This is a genomic window from Ruegeria sp. YTSA072 (genome assembly GCF_059610285.1).
The window spans coordinates 555,276-573,440 of sequence record NZ_JBXWNI010000001.1; the positions used below are offsets into that span (position 1 = coordinate 555,276).

Annotated in this window: 15 protein-coding genes and 3 tRNA genes; 8 read left to right on the top strand and 10 right to left on the bottom strand. The window is 56.3% G+C overall.

Annotated features, from left to right (window positions below; all coding sequences use genetic code 11):
* The first annotated feature begins 126 nt into the window (after positions 1-126).
* Positions 127-462 carry a hypothetical protein gene (locus AC2FIB_RS02675; protein WP_496733134.1) on the top strand — a complete coding sequence of 112 codons (336 nt, stop codon included), beginning with the start codon at positions 127-129 and terminating at the stop codon, positions 460-462.
* A 97-nt stretch (positions 463-559) separates the two neighbouring features.
* On the opposite strand, the gene AC2FIB_RS02680 is transcribed toward AC2FIB_RS02675, so the two are convergent.
* From AC2FIB_RS02680 to AC2FIB_RS02690, 3 genes are all read right to left on the bottom strand, one after another.
* Positions 560-922, bottom strand: coding sequence for an SUF system Fe-S cluster assembly protein (locus AC2FIB_RS02680; RefSeq protein WP_058271500.1), 363 nt, complete (start codon positions 920-922; stop codon positions 560-562).
* 98 nt (positions 923-1,020) lie between these two features.
* The gene (locus AC2FIB_RS02685) at positions 1,021-1,299 is read right to left on the bottom strand and encodes an NfeD family protein (protein ID WP_496733135.1); all 279 of its coding nucleotides are present in this window, start codon (positions 1,297-1,299) and stop codon (positions 1,021-1,023) included.
* Positions 1,299-2,189 (bottom strand): SPFH domain-containing protein, encoded by an 891-nt coding sequence (locus AC2FIB_RS02690; protein WP_496733136.1) that lies wholly within the window; start codon positions 2,187-2,189, stop codon positions 1,299-1,301. Before AC2FIB_RS02690 ends, AC2FIB_RS02685 begins: the two co-directional genes overlap by 1 nt.
* A 177-nt stretch (positions 2,190-2,366) precedes the next feature.
* Here AC2FIB_RS02690 and AC2FIB_RS02695 point away from each other — a divergent pair, with 177 nt between their 5' ends.
* The 3 genes from AC2FIB_RS02695 to lon all read left to right on the top strand — a co-directional run bounded on the left by AC2FIB_RS02695 (position 2,367) and on the right by lon (position 7,093).
* Positions 2,367-3,278, top strand: coding sequence for a nucleoside hydrolase (locus AC2FIB_RS02695; protein ID WP_496733137.1), 912 nt, complete (start codon positions 2,367-2,369; stop codon positions 3,276-3,278).
* Between the two features lie 64 nt (positions 3,279-3,342).
* A complete protein-coding gene (gene tgt, locus AC2FIB_RS02700) occupies positions 3,343-4,473 on the top strand; it encodes a tRNA guanosine(34) transglycosylase Tgt (protein ID WP_113788867.1) in 1,131 nt (376 codons plus the stop codon).
* Positions 4,474-4,684: 211 nt separating this feature from the next.
* On the top strand, positions 4,685-7,093 hold the full coding sequence (gene lon, locus AC2FIB_RS02705; RefSeq protein ID WP_058277828.1) for an endopeptidase La: 2,409 nt from the start codon (positions 4,685-4,687) through the stop codon (positions 7,091-7,093).
* Between the two features lie 52 nt (positions 7,094-7,145).
* Here lon and AC2FIB_RS02710 read toward each other — a convergent pair whose 3' ends face one another.
* Together AC2FIB_RS02710 and AC2FIB_RS02715 are read right to left on the bottom strand one after the other, a co-directional pair.
* Positions 7,146-8,732 (bottom strand): APC family permease, encoded by a 1,587-nt coding sequence (locus AC2FIB_RS02710; protein WP_496841706.1) that lies wholly within the window; start codon positions 8,730-8,732, stop codon positions 7,146-7,148.
* A 127-nt stretch (positions 8,733-8,859) separates the two neighbouring features.
* Positions 8,860-8,934, bottom strand: a tRNA-Val gene (locus AC2FIB_RS02715).
* A 211-nt stretch (positions 8,935-9,145) separates the two neighbouring features.
* Between AC2FIB_RS02715 and AC2FIB_RS02720 the strand changes: the two genes are divergently transcribed.
* From AC2FIB_RS02720 to uvrA, 3 genes are all read left to right on the top strand, one after another.
* Positions 9,146-9,222: transfer RNA gene (locus AC2FIB_RS02720), tRNA-Asp, on the top strand.
* Positions 9,223-9,268: 46 nt separating this feature from the next.
* Positions 9,269-9,345 (top strand) — tRNA-Asp (locus AC2FIB_RS02725).
* 176 nt (positions 9,346-9,521) lie between these two features.
* Complete coding sequence (uvrA, locus tag AC2FIB_RS02730) at positions 9,522-12,380, top strand: excinuclease ABC subunit UvrA (RefSeq protein WP_496733139.1); 2,859 nt, start codon at positions 9,522-9,524, stop codon at positions 12,378-12,380.
* A 9-nt stretch (positions 12,381-12,389) separates the two neighbouring features.
* Here the strand turns inward: uvrA and AC2FIB_RS02735 are convergent, their stop codons facing one another.
* The 5 genes from AC2FIB_RS02735 to AC2FIB_RS02755 all read right to left on the bottom strand — a co-directional run bounded on the left by AC2FIB_RS02735 (position 12,390) and on the right by AC2FIB_RS02755 (position 17,119).
* Entirely contained in the window at positions 12,390-12,722 is a 333-nt protein-coding gene (locus AC2FIB_RS02735) for a hypothetical protein (protein ID WP_058271892.1), read from the bottom strand.
* 97 nt (positions 12,723-12,819) lie between these two features.
* Complete coding sequence (gene mmsB, locus AC2FIB_RS02740) at positions 12,820-13,692, bottom strand: 3-hydroxyisobutyrate dehydrogenase (RefSeq protein WP_496733140.1); 873 nt, start codon at positions 13,690-13,692, stop codon at positions 12,820-12,822.
* Positions 13,693-13,695: 3 nt separating this feature from the next.
* The gene (locus AC2FIB_RS02745) at positions 13,696-14,736 is read right to left on the bottom strand and encodes an enoyl-CoA hydratase/isomerase family protein (RefSeq protein ID WP_496841707.1); all 1,041 of its coding nucleotides are present in this window, start codon (positions 14,734-14,736) and stop codon (positions 13,696-13,698) included.
* 7 nt (positions 14,737-14,743) lie between these two features.
* Positions 14,744-15,886, bottom strand: a complete 1,143-nt coding sequence (locus tag AC2FIB_RS02750) for an acyl-CoA dehydrogenase family protein (RefSeq protein WP_496733142.1) — start codon at positions 15,884-15,886, stop codon at positions 14,744-14,746.
* A 117-nt stretch (positions 15,887-16,003) separates the two neighbouring features.
* Entirely contained in the window at positions 16,004-17,119 is a 1,116-nt protein-coding gene (locus tag AC2FIB_RS02755) for a carboxylate-amine ligase (protein WP_282118526.1), read from the bottom strand.
* A 139-nt stretch (positions 17,120-17,258) separates the two neighbouring features.
* On the opposite strand from AC2FIB_RS02755, the gene AC2FIB_RS02760 reads away from it, so the two are divergent.
* Positions 17,259-18,110 carry a class I SAM-dependent methyltransferase gene (locus tag AC2FIB_RS02760; protein ID WP_496841708.1) on the top strand — a complete coding sequence of 284 codons (852 nt, stop codon included), beginning with the start codon at positions 17,259-17,261 and terminating at the stop codon, positions 18,108-18,110.
* Positions 18,111-18,165: the final 55 nt, after the last annotated feature.

Consider the following 18,165-nt stretch of genomic DNA (forward strand, 5'->3'; position numbering starts at 1 on the left):
CTGACCTAAGTTTTACCGGCAGTGACGCGGCCAAACGACCAATTGCCACAGCAAACTTGCGTCACTCCCGGTCTTCGCCTTAGCTTGACGATTGTGACAGGACATTTGAGCGAAGGGCGAAAGAAGATGGCGAAGAACAGGCATTTCCGCAGAAAAATCATAACGATGCAAGCTGTAGCCGCAGTCTTTCTGACCGCAGGTCTGGCACATGCAGCAACGGATGGCGCACGGCATCCGGTGAATTGCGCAACAGCCGAGGGGGATCTTCGAGCCATCGCCGCAGAAAAGAAGCACGCAGAAGACCAGCAGGCAGAAAGTATCATTGCGATCACTCCTGCCGGTGCATTGCTGGGACTGGTCACGGGAACCGAGCAAAAAAGGCTCAGTATGTTGAATGGCGATTACGTCAAAGAGCTGGATCAACGCGCGGCCGAGATAAAATCGACCTGCGGCGTGGAATAGGCCGCTCGGGCCCTTTGACGTAAAAAGGGCTGCCTCGGTTTATGGACAGCCCTTTTGTTATCCTTCAATGCTTTACTTGGTAAAGCTGAGCGAAATTCTACATGAATCCCAGTTCAAGACGTGCTTCGTCTGACATCATCTCCATGCCCCAGGGGGGCTCCCATGTCAGTTCGACGTCAACCTCTTTGACGCCAGCGACCGGTTCGATGGCTTCGACAATCCAGCCTGGCATTTCACCGGCGACCGGGCATCCGGGCGCGGTCAGTGTCATGATGACCTTCACCGCGTTTTCCTTGGTGATATCGATCGTATAGATCAGACCCAGATCGTAGATATTCACCGGAATCTCGGGATCGAAGACAGATCTGCAAGCCTCGACCACGGAATCGTAGAGTGGATGATCGATGGTCGAAGGCGCGATCAGCGGCGTACCTTCGAACTGTTCACTTGGATGGGTCATTCGTGCCTCGGGGCTGTTACCTGAGAAATTATATAGGGAAAGGCTGGGGCAGCGTCCAGTGGTGCCGTGTGGCCCGCCGGACGCTGCGTCGATTTGGATCAATCGTTGATATCGTGGCGGAAGGTTTTCACCTGGCCGTGGGGCAGGGCGAACATGCGCCGCAGGATCAGCCAAGCCACCAGCGATAAGGCCGCAAAGATCAAAAGCAAGACTGCCAGGCTTGGGGCAAAACCAGGAATCACAAGCAAAAGCCCTGTGACCGCCGCGCCAATTGCAAAGCCAAGAAAGATGAACCCCGGCAAGACGATCTCAAGTATGCCCAGAGCCAGCGCTCCGGCCAACCAGAGCCACCATGTCAGCCAGATGGGGTCAGCCATTACTTTCCTCCTTTCAACATCTTGAAGGCATCGCCAAAGGCCTCAAGCGCATTGGCGGGAACCACGATGGTCTGCGACCCGGTGCCGTTACCTAGCGCGTTCAGGGCTTCGACTTGCTTCAACGCGACCTGATACTGGGCGGCCTCGATACCATTGTCCTGAATGGCCTTGGCGACTACGCCGGTTGCATAAGCTTCAGCCTCGGCCTGGATGCGGCGGGCTTTTGCGGTCTGCTCGGCCGCGTAGAGTTCCGCGTCGGCATTCAATTCGACTGAACGTTTCTGACCTTCAGCCTCGGTCACCTGCGCGCGGCGGGCACGTTCCGCGTTCAACTGCTGCAACATGGCATCGCGTGTGGCCTGATCCAGATTTACGTCCAGAATCTCGGCGCGGGTGACTTCGATCCCCCAGTCGTCAACGGCAGTTTCGACGCTTTCCTGAATGCGTTCAATCAGTTGCGCGCGATTGGACTGCACCTCATCCAGATCCATTTTACCGATTTCGGCACGGACGATACCTGCAACGGTTGTTGCAATCGCGCCGTCGACGTCACGGATACGGTACACGGTCTTTTCCGGTTCAAGAATGCGGTAGAACACCGAGGTATCGATCTGAACCAGAACGTTGTCCTTAGTGATCGCGTCCTGCGTCGCATTCGGCAACTGGCGTTCAAGAATGGATATCTTGTGACGCGCAACGTCAAGAAAAGGAACGATAAAGTTGATTCCGGGGCCAAGTACCGAGTGCAGGCGGCCAAAGCGTTCAACCACGTATTTTTCGGACTGAGGCACAATTTTGATGCCTTTGAAAATAACGACGACAATCAGACCTGCCGCAAGCAGGTAAATGATGTTCGATGTTAGCAACCCAATGATCTGTTCTTCGGTCATATCTGTCCTCTGTATTGTTGTGTACTATGGTATACACTTGGGGATTGACTCGCTCATTTTCAACTCTGGTATGGCGGGAATGGGAATAGATGCAAATCTCTGAAAACCACAATGTGGCGTGGAATATTTTGAATGTGGCTGCTTTGCATCCGGTTGTGATTGCGCTATCGGGCGGGGATGAAACTGATAATTGATACAGATCCGGGCATCGACGATGCGATGGCCATTGCCTATGCCGCCGCTGCACCAGAAATAGACCTGATCGGCCTGACCACGGTTTTCGGCAACACGCATGTGCACCAATCCAGCCGCAACGCGCGGTTCTTGCTCCATAAACTGGGACTGGACGCGCCAGTAGCCGAGGGAGCGCGGCTTCCAGTGGGTGCGACCACCTACGACCCGTCCGAGCACGTGCACGGCCCCGAAGGATTCGGTGATTTGACTGACATCCCGCAGATTGGGGAAAATCACCCCCTGACGGCGGCCGAATTCCTTGTCGAGCAGGCGCAGGAACACAAGGGTGAGCTGGTCGTCTGCGCCATTGGTCCGTTGACCAATGTCGCCGATGCCATGCGGTTGGACCCAGAGTTTGCAGGCAACATCAAGCGACTGGTGATCATGGGCGGTGCCGTGTTTTGCCCCGGGAACATCACAGAGCATGCCGAGGCCAACATCTATCACGATGCGCAGGCTGCGGATGCAGTGTTCGCGTCTCCGCCAGATACCGTTCTGGTCGGCTTGGATGTCACGCTGAAAACTCTGTACGAGACCGCGGATTTTGATGCTTTGGCAGCGCGTTCCGCTGACATGGGCGGTTTCCTGCGCGACATCTCGAAATTTTACCTGAAGTTCTACAAGGATATCGGCGGTCTCGAGGGGTGTGGCCTGCACGACTCGACGGCCGTGATCGCCTGCACGCACGAACCCATGTTCGAGATGGTCGAAACCGGGCTTCAGGTTATGGTCGATGGTCCGCAAATCGGGGCAACCCGACCGGAGGCCAACAGACCACCGGTACGCGTATGCCGAGATGTGGACGGGGCAGGGGTTGTCAACCTGTTCACTGACCGCGTTGCGTCATTGCCCTGACGGCTTGCAATACCAGCGAAGATCGGGCAATTGCTGCCCGGTTCAGCGACCCTGAGGCATTCACATGACAGACCGTTTCTCTTTTGACCTGAAGGCCACGGACGGCAAAGCCCGTACCGGAGTAATCAACACTCCGCGCGGGGAAGTTCGAACGCCGGCCTTTATGCCGGTTGGCACGGCGGCAACGGTCAAAGCGATGATGCCGGAAAGCGTACGTGCCACTGGGGCAGACATCCTGCTGGGCAACACATATCACCTGATGCTGCGCCCGACCGCCGAACGGATCGACCGTCTGGGCGGGTTGCACAAGTTTATGAATTGGGAACGGCCGATCCTGACGGATTCCGGTGGGTTCCAGGTCATGTCGCTGGCCGGGTTGCGCAAGCTGACCGAAAAAGGCGTGACCTTCAAATCTCATATCGACGGTTCGCGCCACGAATTGACGCCTGAACGGTCGATGGAGATTCAGCGCCTGTTAGGGTCCGACATCGTTATGTGTTTCGACGAATGCCCAGCGTTGCCCGCTGACCGGGATCGCATTGCCGAGTCGATGCGCCTGTCGATGCGGTGGGCTGAGCGGTCGCGTGACGCTTTCGGGGATCGCCCGGGTCATGCCTTGTTCGGCATTCAGCAGGGCGGACTAGAGCAGGATTTCCGCGAGGAATCGGCCGAGGCACTGAAAGAGATCGGGTTCGAAGGCTATGCTGTCGGCGGTCTCGCCGTGGGTGAGGGGCAGGAAGCGATGTTCGACGTGCTGGACTTTGCTCCGGATATGCTGCCTGTCGATAAACCTCGTTATCTGATGGGCGTTGGAAAACCGGATGATATCGTTGGCGCCGTTGCGCGTGGCATTGACATGATGGATTGTGTGTTGCCGTCCCGTTCGGGGCGCACAGGGCAGGTATTCACGCGCTACGGCGTGGTGAACATCAAGAATGCCCGCCATTCAGACGATCCGCGCCCGTTGGATGAACACTGCACGTGTCCCGCCTGTTCAAACTACTCCCGCGCTTATCTGCACCACGTGTTCCGTTCGAATGAAATGATTTCGGGTATGCTGCTGACCTGGCATAATCTGCACTATTTCCAAGAGATCATGCAGGGCATGCGCGACGCCATCGCTGCCGGAACATTCGATGCGTGGCAGGTCGAGTTCCATGCGCAGCGGGCGCAGGGGGATATTGAGCCTGTTTGATAGGCGCTTGGCGTTTTGGTGATCAAAATCGCCGAATAGTCCATCAGGTGCCTTGCAGTCCCGAACACCTCAGGTCATTCTCACCATGAGAGATGGCGGTAAGGTTGAAATAGGGCGTTAACTGCCCCACCTTTATCGTCCAAGACAGGAGACGGCCGGGCGTTGCCTCGATGAGGGACCAGAGCCGTCTTGCCAATGATAAGGATAGAGCATGCAAGAGCCCCTGAACTCCTCATACCCAGTGCTGCCGCTGCGCGATATCGTGGTCTTCCCGCATATGATCGTGCCGCTGTTCGTCGGTCGGGAAAAATCCGTCCGGGCGCTGGAAGAAGTGATGCAGGACGACAAGCAGATTCTGTTGTCCAGCCAGATCGACCCGAGCGACGATGACCCAACCGAGGACGGCATCTACCGGTCCGGTGTGCTGGCCAATGTACTGCAATTGCTGAAACTGCCGGACGGCACCGTAAAGGTTCTGGTCGAGGGCCAAGCCCGTGTGATGATCACGGAATTTCTTGAAAACGAAGAGTTTTTTGAGGCCCGCGCCGAGTATCTGACCGAGATTCCGGGTGACGTGACCACGACCGAAGCGCTGCAGCGCACGGTTGCGGATGAATTCGAGCGTTACGCGAAAGTACGCAAGAACATCCCCGAAGAAGCGTTGACCGCGGTTGGGGAATCCACCGAACCGGCAAAGCTGGCTGACCTTGTGTCGGGTCATTTGGGTATCGAGGTTGAGCAAAAGCAAGACCTGCTGGAAACCCTCAGCGTCAGCGAGCGGCTTGAGAAGGTCTATGGTTTGATGCAGGGCGAAATGTCGGTTCTGCAGGTCGAGAAAAAGATCAAGACACGCGTCAAAACCCAGATGGAGAAGACGCAGCGCGAGTACTATCTGAATGAGCAGATGAAGGCCATTCAGAAGGAACTTGGTGATGGCGAAGACGGCAGCAATGAAGTGGCCGAACTGGAAGCCAAGATCGAAGAGACCAAGCTGTCGAAAGAGGCCCGTGAAAAGGCCGAAGGCGAGCTGAAGAAGCTGCGCAACATGAGCCCGATGTCAGCTGAGGCTACCGTCGTACGCAACTATCTGGACTGGATTCTGGCCTTGCCGTGGGGTACCAAATCCCGCGTGAAAAAGGATCTGGGCCGCGCGCAGGACATTCTTGATGCCGATCACTATGGCCTTGAGAAGGTCAAGGAGCGGATCGTCGAATATCTTGCCGTTCAGCAACGTTCGAAGAAGCTAAAGGGCCCGATCATGTGTCTTGTCGGCCCCCCGGGTGTGGGTAAAACTTCGCTTGGTAAGTCGGTTGCACGTGCGACGGGGCGTGAGTTCATCCGCATCTCGCTGGGCGGTGTGCGTGACGAGTCCGAGATCCGTGGCCACCGTCGGACCTATATCGGTTCGATGCCTGGTAAGATCATCCAGGCGCTGAAAAAGGCGAAGACCACAAACCCGCTCATCCTGCTCGACGAGATCGACAAGATGGGGCAGGACTTCCGTGGTGACCCGGCTTCGGCGATGCTCGAGGTGTTGGACCCGGAGCAGAACAGCACGTTCATGGACCACTACCTTGAGGTCGAATACGACCTGTCCAACGTGATGTTCCTGACCACATCCAACAGCTACAATATGCCTGGGCCTTTGCTGGACCGGATGGAGATCATTCCGCTGGCCGGTTACACCGAGGACGAAAAAAGTGAGATCGCCAAACAGCATCTGATCAGCAAGCAGGTGAAGAACCACGGCCTGAAGGCCAAGGAGTTCGAACTGACCGATGACGCGCTGCATTCGATCATCCGCACTTACACGCGGGAAGCTGGCGTTCGGAACTTAGAACGTGAAATCGCCAAGGTGGCGCGGAAGTCGCTGACCAAGATCATCAAGAAAGAGGCTGAATCTGTAACGGTGACGCCAGACAATCTGGATGAGTTTCTGGGCGTGCCCAAGTTCCGCTATGGCCTGGCCGAACAGGACGATCAGGTTGGTGTTGTCACCGGTCTGGCGTGGACATCGGTCGGTGGTGATCTGTTGCATATCGAGGCGCTGAAACTGCCGGGCAAGGGTCGGATGAAGACCACCGGCAAGCTGGGCGATGTGATGAAGGAATCCATCGATGCGGCGTCGTCCTATGTGCGGTCAATTTCGCCTCAGATTGGGGTGAAGCCACCCAAGTTCGACAAGATAGATATCCACGTGCACGTGCCAGATGGTGCGACTCCGAAAGACGGGCCTTCGGCTGGTCTGGCCATGGTGACCTCGATCGTATCCGTGCTGACCGGTATTCCGGTTCGCAAGGACATCGCGATGACAGGTGAGGTTTCGTTACGTGGTAATGCGATGCCGATTGGTGGTTTGAAAGAGAAACTGCTGGCGGCCCTGCGTGGTGGCATCAAAACGGTCCTGATCCCGGAAGAGAACGAAAAGGACTTGGCTGAGATCCCGGACAACGTGAAAGAAGGTCTGAAGATCATTCCGGTAGAGCACGTGTCCGAAGTTCTCAAACTGGCGCTGGTGCGTGAGCCGGAAGCGATTGAGTGGGATGAGGCTGCCGAAGAGGCTGCCGCAGCCGCTGCAAAGGCCACTGAAAGCGCAAGCCCGTCTGCCACGACGCACTAAGCGATAGGCGATAGACAAAGAAAAGGCGGGGTTTTCCCCGCCTTTTTCTTTTTCAGAAGCCGATAACGGGTTTCTTCGGGTCCAGAACCTCTTCCTCGGCGACGTAAGTCTGAAACTTTTTGGCGGACAGGGAGGATCGGACCGCCAGACCAAAAATGACGATTGAAAACAGAACACACAGCAAAATATCCCAACCAAAGGGGATTTGCTTAAGCGCACCTTCCCCGAACTGTCCCAGGAACGAGATCAAGCCGATCCCTCCGAAATAGGGAACCAGCCACAGGGCCTCGGTCACGTCCATTTCGTCCAACCGATTGTGGAACCGTGCCAGAAGAAGAACAAACCCGACGATCAACGCGATGCCAAGCCGCCAAACGGTGTCCCATCCGCTCCAATAAACGATGAGCGTGGCGACAGCGAAGGCCGTGATGGCCACCACTTTGACGAAAGGGATACGAATGGAACGCGGGTGGTCCGGCATCAGGCGGCGCAGGCACACAACGGCGATTGGCCCAACGGCAAAAGATACGACTATGGCCGCGCCATTCAGGGCAATAACGGTGGTGAACGGGACCGTAAGAAGGAACAGAATTCCAATCAGAAAGTTCAGAGACAAGGCCCACAAGGGCACCCCAAATGAAGACAGTATTTGCAAACGCTTTGGCAGGAAACCGTTCTGTGACAAGGCCAGCGCGATACGCGCGTTCGAGCCGGTGGACACCAAACCGTTGCCAAAGGGGCCAATGACCGAGCCGACATTCAAAACGCTCAGGAACCAGACGATCCCAACGGATAGGATGACCCCGTCCAATGGCCCCTGACCGCTAAAATTCAGGCTTGCCCAGCCGTTCTTCAGCATCTCCGGGTCAAGTGCGCCGATAAACGCGATCTGTAATCCGACGTAAATGGCTGCACACAGAATAATGGACAGCACCAGCGCGGCAGGAATGGCCACTTTGGGGTTTCGAACCTCACCGGCCATATCGACCACATGGCGGAAACCGATGAAGGAAAAAATGACGCCTCCGGTTGAAACAGCCGCCATGATGCCCTGCAAGCCGTACGGCGCAAAACCACCCGCTTGGGTGAAGTTCCCGGTGTCAAATCGACTTGCGATCAGCAGAACCGATAGAACGATAGGAATGGCAATTTTGGCCCATGTCAGCGCCGCGTTGACTTGCGTGAAGAATTTTACCCCCAACGCATTAATGACAACGAACAACAACATGAAAAACAACGCCACTGCGATACCTGCGCCGGTCAAATCGCCCGTAGCGGCTGTGTGCAGCCAGGGAGCATAAGGCCCGAGGTATTTAAGCATCGCCTCGACCTCAATCGGGGCGGTGGTGTTGTACCCAATCCAGGCGGTCCACCCCATTGCCATCGAAACGATATTCCCGTGCGAAAACTGGGGGACGCGGGCGATCCCCCCGGGAATGGGCAGCATGGCCGAAATCTCTGCGAAGGTTATCGCAAGAACGAACATGGCCACCGCGCCAATGATCCACGAAAGGATAGCGGCAGGACCTGCGTGTTGAACTGCGAGGAGGGGACCGAACAACCAGCCGGAACCGATAATTCCACCGACCGAAATGAAGGTCAGGCCGACAAGGCCAATATCCCGTTTCAATTTGGCCATGCGAAACCCCGTGCTTCAGCGCCGGTTGATCACACGGCAGATGCAGGAACGATACGCAGCTGAAATGCAAGCTGGCAAGTATTGTAATTTCAAGGCCTTAGAAGGTGTTGATTCTGAGGAAGTGGAATGGTGGGTGATAAGAGATTTGAACTCCTGACATCTTCGATGTGAACGAAGCGCTCTACCACTGAGCTAATCACCCATAGGCGCTGCTGTTACAGCGACTCGGATTGGTTGGCAAGATGGCCTGTGGTGAATTCGATCCACCTCATGAAAAGCTGGTTTTCCGGCCTCGGGGGTGGGTGGCTCAATCGGAAAAAATCAGGTTCTTCGAAAAAACTTCAAAACGCCGCTTGACGATGTCGGGGCGTAGCCATAATACACCCAAACGTTCAGCGATGAACAGACAGCGGGCGGTTGTAGCTCAGATGGTTAGAGTACCGGCCTGTCACGCCGGGGGTCGCGGGTTCGAGCCCCGTCAACCGCGCCACTGCTGTCAGCCTGGATCCGGGTTAAGGGATCACGAAAATAGATGCGCGGTTGTAGCTCAGTTGGTTAGAGTACCGGCCTGTCACGCCGGGGGTCGCGGGTTCGAGCCCCGTCAACCGCGCCATTTTCCCAAAAGTCAGCGTTGAAATCGTAACTTGTTGCACGCTTCGGCGTGTCAGTTGCGATGCTGCTTTGTTGGATAGGCGAATAAATGACAGTTCTTGCTTTGTTCTAATTTTTCTGTTGGAGTTCCAGCGTCGTTCACCTATTTCTAAGACACTTGTGTGTTGGGGGCCAAAAATGGCTGAGCTGAAGAATATCGAAGTGCGTGGAGCGCGCGAACATAACCTCAAGGGTATCGACGTGGACATCCCACGTGATCAGCTTGTGGTGATCACCGGGCTGTCGGGGTCTGGTAAGTCGTCTTTGGCTTTTGACACGATCTATGCCGAGGGCCAGCGGCGCTACGTTGAAAGCCTGTCAGCCTATGCGCGCCAGTTTCTGGACATGATGGAAAAGCCGGATGTGGACCACATCAGCGGCCTTTCACCGGCCATCTCTATCGAACAGAAGACAACATCCAAGAACCCGCGTTCGACCGTCGGAACGGTCACCGAGATCTATGACTATATGCGCTTGCTATTCGCCCGGTCCGGAACGCCGTACAGCCCTGCCACGGGGCAGCCAATTGAGGCGCAACAGGTTCAGGACATGGTCGACCGCATCATGACGATGGAAGAGGGGACGCGCGGATACTTGCTCGCCCCCATCGTGCGCGACCGCAAAGGCGAATACAAAAAAGAATTCCTTGAACTGCGCAAGCAGGGTTTTCAGCGCGTGAAGGTCGATGGAGAATTCTACGAGCTGGATGAACCGCCCACGCTGGACAAGAAATATCGCCACGACATTGATGTTGTAGTCGACCGTCTTGTCGTGCGCGAAGGGATGGAGACTCGGCTGGCCGACAGTTTGCGTACCGCGTTGGACTTGGCCGACGGTATCGCCGTTCTGGAAACCGCGCCGCGTGAGGGCGATCCGGAACGGATCACGTTTAGCGAGAACTTTGCTTGCCCGGTCAGCGGTTTCACCATTCCTGAAATCGAACCCCGTTTGTTTTCGTTCAACGCTCCGTTCGGGGCGTGCCCGGATTGTGACGGTCTGGGCGTCGAGTTGTTCTTTGACGAACGTCTTGTGGTGCCGGACCAGACCCTGAAACTATACGACGGGGCCTTGGCTCCCTGGCGCAAGGGAAAGTCGCCGTACTTTCTGCAGACCATCGAAGCGATTGCCCGACACTATGAGTTCGACAAGAACACGCCGTGGAAGGACCTGCCACCAAAGGTGCAGCAAGTGTTTCTACGCGGTTCCGGCGACGAAGAAATCCAATTCCGCTATGATGAAGGCGGGCGGGTCTATCAGGTCACCCGCAGCTTTGAGGGCGTGATCCCGAATATGCAGCGCCGCTATCGCGAGACTGACAGCGCCTGGATTCGGGAAGAGTTTGAGCGGTATCAGAACAACCGCCCCTGTGGTGCCTGTGAAGGCTATCGCCTGCGGCCAGAGGCGCTGGCGGTTAAGATCGCAGGCGCGCATGTTGGGCAGGTTGTCCAGATGTCCATCCGCGAGGCCCTGGCCTGGATCGAAGATGCACCGAACCATCTAAGTGTCCAGAAGAACGAAATCGCGCGTGCCATTCTCAAGGAGATCCGTGAGCGACTAGGATTTCTGAATAACGTGGGTTTAGAATACCTTACACTGTCCCGCTCAAGTGGTACCTTGTCTGGTGGCGAGAGCCAGCGCATTCGTCTGGCCAGCCAGATCGGATCGGGATTGACAGGAGTTTTGTACGTTCTGGATGAACCGTCCATTGGTTTGCACCAGCGGGACAATGATCGCTTGCTTGGGACGCTAAAAAACCTGCGTGACCAGGGTAATACAGTGATTGTCGTCGAGCATGACGAGGAAGCAATCCGCGAGGCGGATTATGTTTTTGACATCGGGCCGGGGGCTGGAGTGCATGGTGGTCAGGTTGTCAGCAAAGGCACACCTGATCAAATCGCGGCTGATGCGGCCTCAATGACCGGGCAATACTTGTCGGGAACCCGCGAGATCTCGGTCCCGGCTGAGCGACGCAAAGGGAACAAAAAGAAGGTGACGGTTGTCAAAGCGACCGGGAACAACCTCAAAAACGTTACGGCGGAGTTTCCGCTGGGCAAGTTTGTCTGTGTCACGGGTGTCTCCGGCGGCGGAAAATCGACGCTTACGATTGAGACGCTGTTTAAAACTGCCTCCATGCGTCTGAACGGCGCACGGCAAACGCCGGCGCCCTGCGAAACCATCAAAGGGTTGGAGCATCTGGACAAGGTCATCGACATTGACCAGCGCCCTATCGGGCGAACTCCGCGTTCGAATCCAGCGACTTACACCGGCGCCTTCACACCGATCCGCGATTGGTTTGCCGGTTTGCCCGAGGCGAAGGCGCGCGGCTACAAACCGGGACGGTTCAGCTTTAACGTCAAGGGCGGCCGGTGCGAGGCCTGTCAGGGTGACGGCGTCATCAAGATTGAGATGCACTTCCTGCCCGACGTCTACGTCACCTGCGAAACCTGTAAGGGCGCGCGATACAACCGTGAAACGCTGGAGATCAAGTTCAAAGGCAAGTCCATCGCCGATGTCCTTGATATGACTGTCGAGGACGCGCAGGAGTTCTTTAAGGCCGTGCCGTCGATCCGCGATAAAATGGATGCACTGGCCCGTGTCGGGCTTGGCTATATCAAGGTTGGACAGCAGGCGACTACGCTTTCGGGTGGTGAGGCGCAGCGCGTGAAGCTTTCAAAGGAATTGTCCAAACGCTCGACCGGGCGGACTTTGTATATTCTGGATGAACCGACCACTGGTCTACATTTCGAAGACGTGCGCAAGTTGTTGGAAGTGCTGCATGAACTGGTCGATCAGGGCAATACTGTCGTAGTGATTGAACACAATCTGGATGTCGTCAAAACCGCCGACCACATCATTGATATCGGTCCGGAAGGCGGCGATAGCGGTGGTGAAATCGTGGCAACCGGGACACCCGAGAATGTGGCCGAGGTCGACCGCAGCCATACCGGCAGGTATCTCAAACCGATGTTGGACGGTGCGCGCGTTGCTGCGGAATAGTGCAGTTCCTTAGTAAAGAATATCAGCCACTGCGCCGATCAGGTTCAGCACCTTTTGCGTTTCGGGGTCGACACGATAAACGTAATCGCCCGCGCGAATGTAGGATCCGCCGCGATTCAGACCATAACGGTAGGGATCGTTGATCCAGCGGTAGTCGCGCGTGATATAGTCGCCCTTTTTATACAGGTTTTTTACCTGACCCGGCGGAACACAGGGAACTGCTTTTTTTGCCAAGCCTGGCGGGCAATGACCCGCCTTACTCTTTCCGTTCCCTGCCATTGCTGTAGCCGGGCTCAATGAAAGCGCGACAATGGTCAAAGTAACAGACAGAATTCGCGACATCATGTTTCCTTTCGCGTTAAAGCGCGGTTAGGAAACAGATGGCCGCTGTTCGTCCGCCGGTCAACCCGATGGGCAGGAAGCTGCCACCCTGTGGCGACTAGCCCCTGGTACGGTTTTCAAAACGTGGCAGCATGGCGGAAAAATCCTTGCCCAGCCCGTCTTCGGATTCGACGAATTTCTCATATAGCGCCGTTGCAACCTGTCCCATGGGCGTGTCTGCGTTCGAACTTTCAGCAGCTTGCTGGCTGAGGCGAAGATCTTTCAGCATCAGTTCAGCCGCGAAACCGGGCTGATAGCCGTTGTCCGCGGGGCTTGCAGGGCCGACACCTGGGGCAGGGCAATAGGCGTTCATCGTCCAGCTATAGCCCGAGGACGTGCTGACCACATCGAACATCTTTTGCCGATCCAACCCAAGCTTGTCGGCCAGCGCAAAGGCTTCGCAGGTGGCGATCATGGTTACGCCCAGGATCATGTTGTTGCAAATCTTGGCCGCTTGACCAGCACCGGATTCGCCGCAATGCACAGCCTTCTGACCCATGATGTCGAACAGCGGCGATGCCTTTTCAAACGCCGCGTCGCTACCGCCTGCCATGAAGGTTAGCGTACCCGCTGCCGCACCGCCGATGCCACCTGACACAGGGGCGTCTACTGCGAGAACGTCCGCCCCTTTGGCCTGCTCAGCGACGGCACGGGCGCTGTCGACATCGACCGTTGAACAGTCGATCCAGATCGCTCCGGGCACCATGGCGGGAATGATCTCTTTTGCCACCGCCCGCAGGATCTGTCCGTTCGGCAGCATGGTCACGACGATGTCGGCACCAGTCGCGGCCTCAGGACCGGAGCTGGCCATAGTGACACCCGGGACAGAGACATCTGCCATGTCAAAGCCGCTGACATCATGCCCTGCTTTGGCAAGGTTGGCCGCCATCGGATTGCCCATGTTGCCCAGACCGATAAACCCGATTTTCATTCCTTATTCCTCCTCAAAAGTCAGCGTGTCCGCGCCCAAAGGTTGTAGCATCTTTGAAACAGCGACAGCCGGTACGTCTGGGTTTTGATGGCGCCAGCTTGGGTTGCGATCCTTGTCGATGATCTGCGCCCGGATACCTTCCAGAAAGTCCCCGTGTTCCATCGCGCGATAGGTAAATCGGTACTCCAGTTCCAACGCCTTGCGTATGGTCAGGTTTGGAGTGCGTAGACGGTGCAGCATTTCGACCGTGCAAGCCATGGAGAGTGGCGAATTGCGCCCGATCAACTTCAGTGCGTCAGCGGCGGCGTCATTGTTCGAGTTGCGCAGGCTGTTCTGGATATCTCCAAGCGTTTCGCCCCCGAAATCCGTCTCAATTGCATCTTGCATTGCGACCAACGAGCCTTCGGGCGGCGTGTCGGAATGGCTTTCAAGAATGCTGGCGTCGCCGGATGCTTCAAGCATGTCGATCAGATCCGGCCATTGCTGGATCGGAATGTAATGATCTGCGAAACCGGCCAGAATGGCATCTGCTGGACCCATACGATGACCGGTAGTGCCGAGATATTCACCCAACCGTCCGGGTGCGAGTGCCAGCATCAGTGTGCTGCCGACATCCGGAACCAAACCAATCGAGCATTCAGGCAGGGCGATTTGCGACGTTTCACCCACGATGCGATGGCTGCCATGGCACCCGATGCCGACGCCTCCACCCATCGTGAAACCCTGTAGGAAGCTGACTACCGGTTTTGGGTATTCGAAGATCAGGGCATTCAAGCGGTACTCATCGAGCCAGAACTTTCGGCCGTATTCAAAATCGCCCTTGGTGCCGGTCTCATAAAGCTCGGCAATGTCACCGCCCGCGCAAAAGGCCTTGTCGCCCTCGGCATCCAGAATGACCAGATCGACCGCGTCATCCTCACGCCAGTTGCGCAAAGCGGTGTCGATCGCCAGGCACATGTCATAGCTGAGTGCATTCAGGGCCTTGGTTCGGGTCAGGGTGATACGACCGGCAAGGCCTGCTGTGCGAATATAGATGTCTGACATAAAGTCCTCAGCGCTGAGAGAGCATCTGGCGGGCAACGATGACCCTCATGATCTCGTTCGTGCCTTCCAAAATCTGATGCACGCGCAGATCGCGTACAAGCTTTTCGATACCGTAATCGGCCAGATAGCCATAGCCGCCATGCAATTGCAGGCATTGATCTACCACTTTCGATCCCGTTTCGGTCACGAATTTCTTGGCCATAGCGCAGAACTTTGTTGCATCGGGCGCGCCCTGATCCAACTTCCACGCCGCCTGACGCAGGAATGTCCGGGCGGCCTGCAGCTCAATCTCCATATCTGCCAGACGGAACTGAAGGGCCTGAAACTGGTCGATGGACTGCCCGAAAGCCTTCCGCTCGGACATGTATTGCAGTGTCATGTTCAACCCGGTTTGTGCGGCACCTAGAGAACAGGACGCGATGTTCAGACGTCCGCCATCCAACCCCTTCATTGCGTATTTAAAACCGTCGCCCTCGACACCGACAAGGTTGTCGGAGGGGATCTTGCAATCGTCGAACTGTACCTGAGCTGTAGGCTGGCTTTTCCACCCCATCTTTTGTTCAAGCGCACCAAAGCTAAGGCCCGGGGTGCCATCCTCGACATAGACCGTCGAAATGCCCTTGGGTCCATCCTGACCGGTGCGCACCATACAAACATAGGCATCCGAATACCCGCCGCCCGAGATAAAAGCCTTGGTACCGTTCAGGGTATAGCCTTCGTTTGTGCGTTCAGCGCGGGTTTTCAAAGCGGCCGCGTCAGAACCCGATCCGGGCTCGGTCAGACAATAGCTGAGCACGGTGTTCAAGCTAAGAACATCGGGCATGATGCGGGATTTCAGCTCGTCACTGGCAAAGTTGTCCAGCATCTTGGCGCACATGTTGTGGATCGACAGAAAGGCCGCGACCGAGGGGCAGGCCATCGACAAAGCTTCGAACACAAGCGTGGCGTCCAGACGAGACAGGCCAGAACCGCCGCTGTCTTCCGAGACATAAAGGCCGCCGAAACCCAGCTCACCAATGCGCGGCCAAAGGTCTTTGGGGATGGTGCCGTCGGCTTCCCACTGGCGGGCAAATGGGGCGATGTTTTCCTGCCCGAAATCATGGGCCATGTCGAAGATTGCGTTTTGCTCTTCGGTTGTTGCGAAATCCATGGATTGCCTCCCACGCTGCCCGTTGAATTGAACGAGTGTTTATTTCCCAATCCTTACAGAAATTTTGCACGGCCATCAATCACGGGCACATTCTTGTGCGGGAAAACGTGCCAACGTTCAGAGGTCTTGATGGAATTCGTCAATCAAGTGTTGAACCACAGCCTTGCCGGGGTCATCACCTTTTGCCGCTGCCTCGGCATGTACCCGGCGCTGGCGGGTGGCCGAGGTGCCGTTCTGGGCAATCTGCTGCAGCTTTGCCAACTCGGTCATGGTGCCCAGAGCTTCGGCGTCTTCGGCCAGCAGACCCATCAATTCGCCCATAAGTTCCGGCATGGGTTTGATTGAGCGATCTCCGAAGTCAATCATCCCTTCGCCCACGCCATAGCGTTGCGCGCGCCAGCGATTTTCGCCAATCAAGAACCGATCATATTGCCGCCACCTGAGGTTTCTGTCTTTCAGGCGGCACAACATGCGCGTTAACGCCTGCACCATTGCGGCTAGTGAAAGTGCATGCTCCATGCGGGGTTGCACGTCCATGATCCGGGTTTCCAGCGTTGGATATTGGTGCGACGGTCGTAGATCCCACCAAATTTTCGTGGTGTCTTCGATCACGCCCAGTTCGACCAGAACGCCCGTGGTGCGTTCATATTCGGACCAGCCGGAAAAGATCGGGGGCAGACCGGTCCGGGGCAAGTTGTCAAATACCGTTAACCTGTACGAAGACAGACCTGTGTCTTCTCCGTTCCAATAGGGCGATGACGTCGACAAGGCCAAGAGATGCGGCAGAAAGTAGGACAGCTGCGGAATCAGGTCGGCGCGCAAGGCTGAATCGGCCACCCCGATATGAACATGCATGCCACAGATCAGCATACGCCGCGCCACTCCGCCCAACGCGTGTTGGAGGGCGTCATATCGGTCTTTGCGCGTATGTTGCTGCTTTTTCCAGTCGGCAAAGGGGTGGCAGGATACAGCGATTGGGGCAAGGTTGTGCTCGGCGGCGCGTTTCGAGACACAGGACCGCAAGCGTTTCAAATCCTCGCGCGCAGAACTGATGGTCACATGCGGCCGCGTACCAACCTCGATCTGACATTGCAGGAATTCGGGGCTGACCTGTCCTTCAAAATCGGCCTGGCAGGCTTCCATCAAGGCGGCAGGCGCTTCGGCGAGTTCCAGACTGTCTCGATCAACCAGCAGATACTCTTCTTCGATGCCCAGCGTAAATTCCTGCTGCATTCCGGCCCTCGCAACTGTGTTCTGACCAGTGAATACGGAAATTGTCTTTTTGCCAAGTGTTTGCCAGCTGGGTTCTTGCGAAGCCCCCATGCGCACAGGTAAGGAGGCGTCTAGACCGTCACCAAACCCGGAGCCCCCCGTGAAACCAAGGAAATTCCCCCGGCTGAACGCCGCGCTTGACCGGTTTGGTGTAAAACTGATCGACAAAGTGACCGAACGGGATGAGCGTGCGCGTCTTGAGGCGTTCGAACGGGCAGGGGGTTTGACCCGGCCTGCCTATGCCCTGTCACCGGGGATGGAGGGGTTCGACATTGCCCAGCTGGTGTCGGAATACCAAGAACATTCCGCTTCGCTGGAAGCTCTGAAAGACCCTGCGCGCAACAAGACCGGATATCGTATTAACAACGGCTACTACGACAGTCCGGATGCGGACGCGCTGTATCTGATGATCCGCCGGTTCAAACCCAAGCGTGTGATTGAGGTGGGTTGCGGCAACTCGACCCGTGTGACGCGACAGGCGATAATTGACGGCGGATTGCAGACCAAGGTCACCGCAATCGATCCGCATCCACGGGCAGATATCGCGCATGTGGTGGATGAGTTCGAACAAAAACGTCTGGAAGAAGTCGATCCGGCACTGTTCGAGCAACTCGAATCCGGTGACGTGTTGTTCATCGATTCCAGCCACGTTGTTCGCATGAGCAATGACGTCGCGCACCTGTTCTGCCGCATCATTCCGACGCTCAAACCCGGTGTGGTCATTCATGTGCACGATGTTTTTCTGCCCTACGAATATCCCAACCGGTTCTTCTATGATTGCCCGGGCTGGGGTGAGCAGTACATGCTGCATGCCTTGCTGCAATCTGGTGCATATTCAATGCTTTGGCCCGGATATTACCTGCAACAGGATCGCCCCGACGCGGTCGAAGCTTTGCCGTTTTTGAAAGACGGCCGTGCCCAAAGCATCTGGGTGCAGGTCAAAGAAAATTGATCTGATAGTGATCCGGTGCGACAAAGCGCCCGTACCCCTTTCCATAACAAGCTGG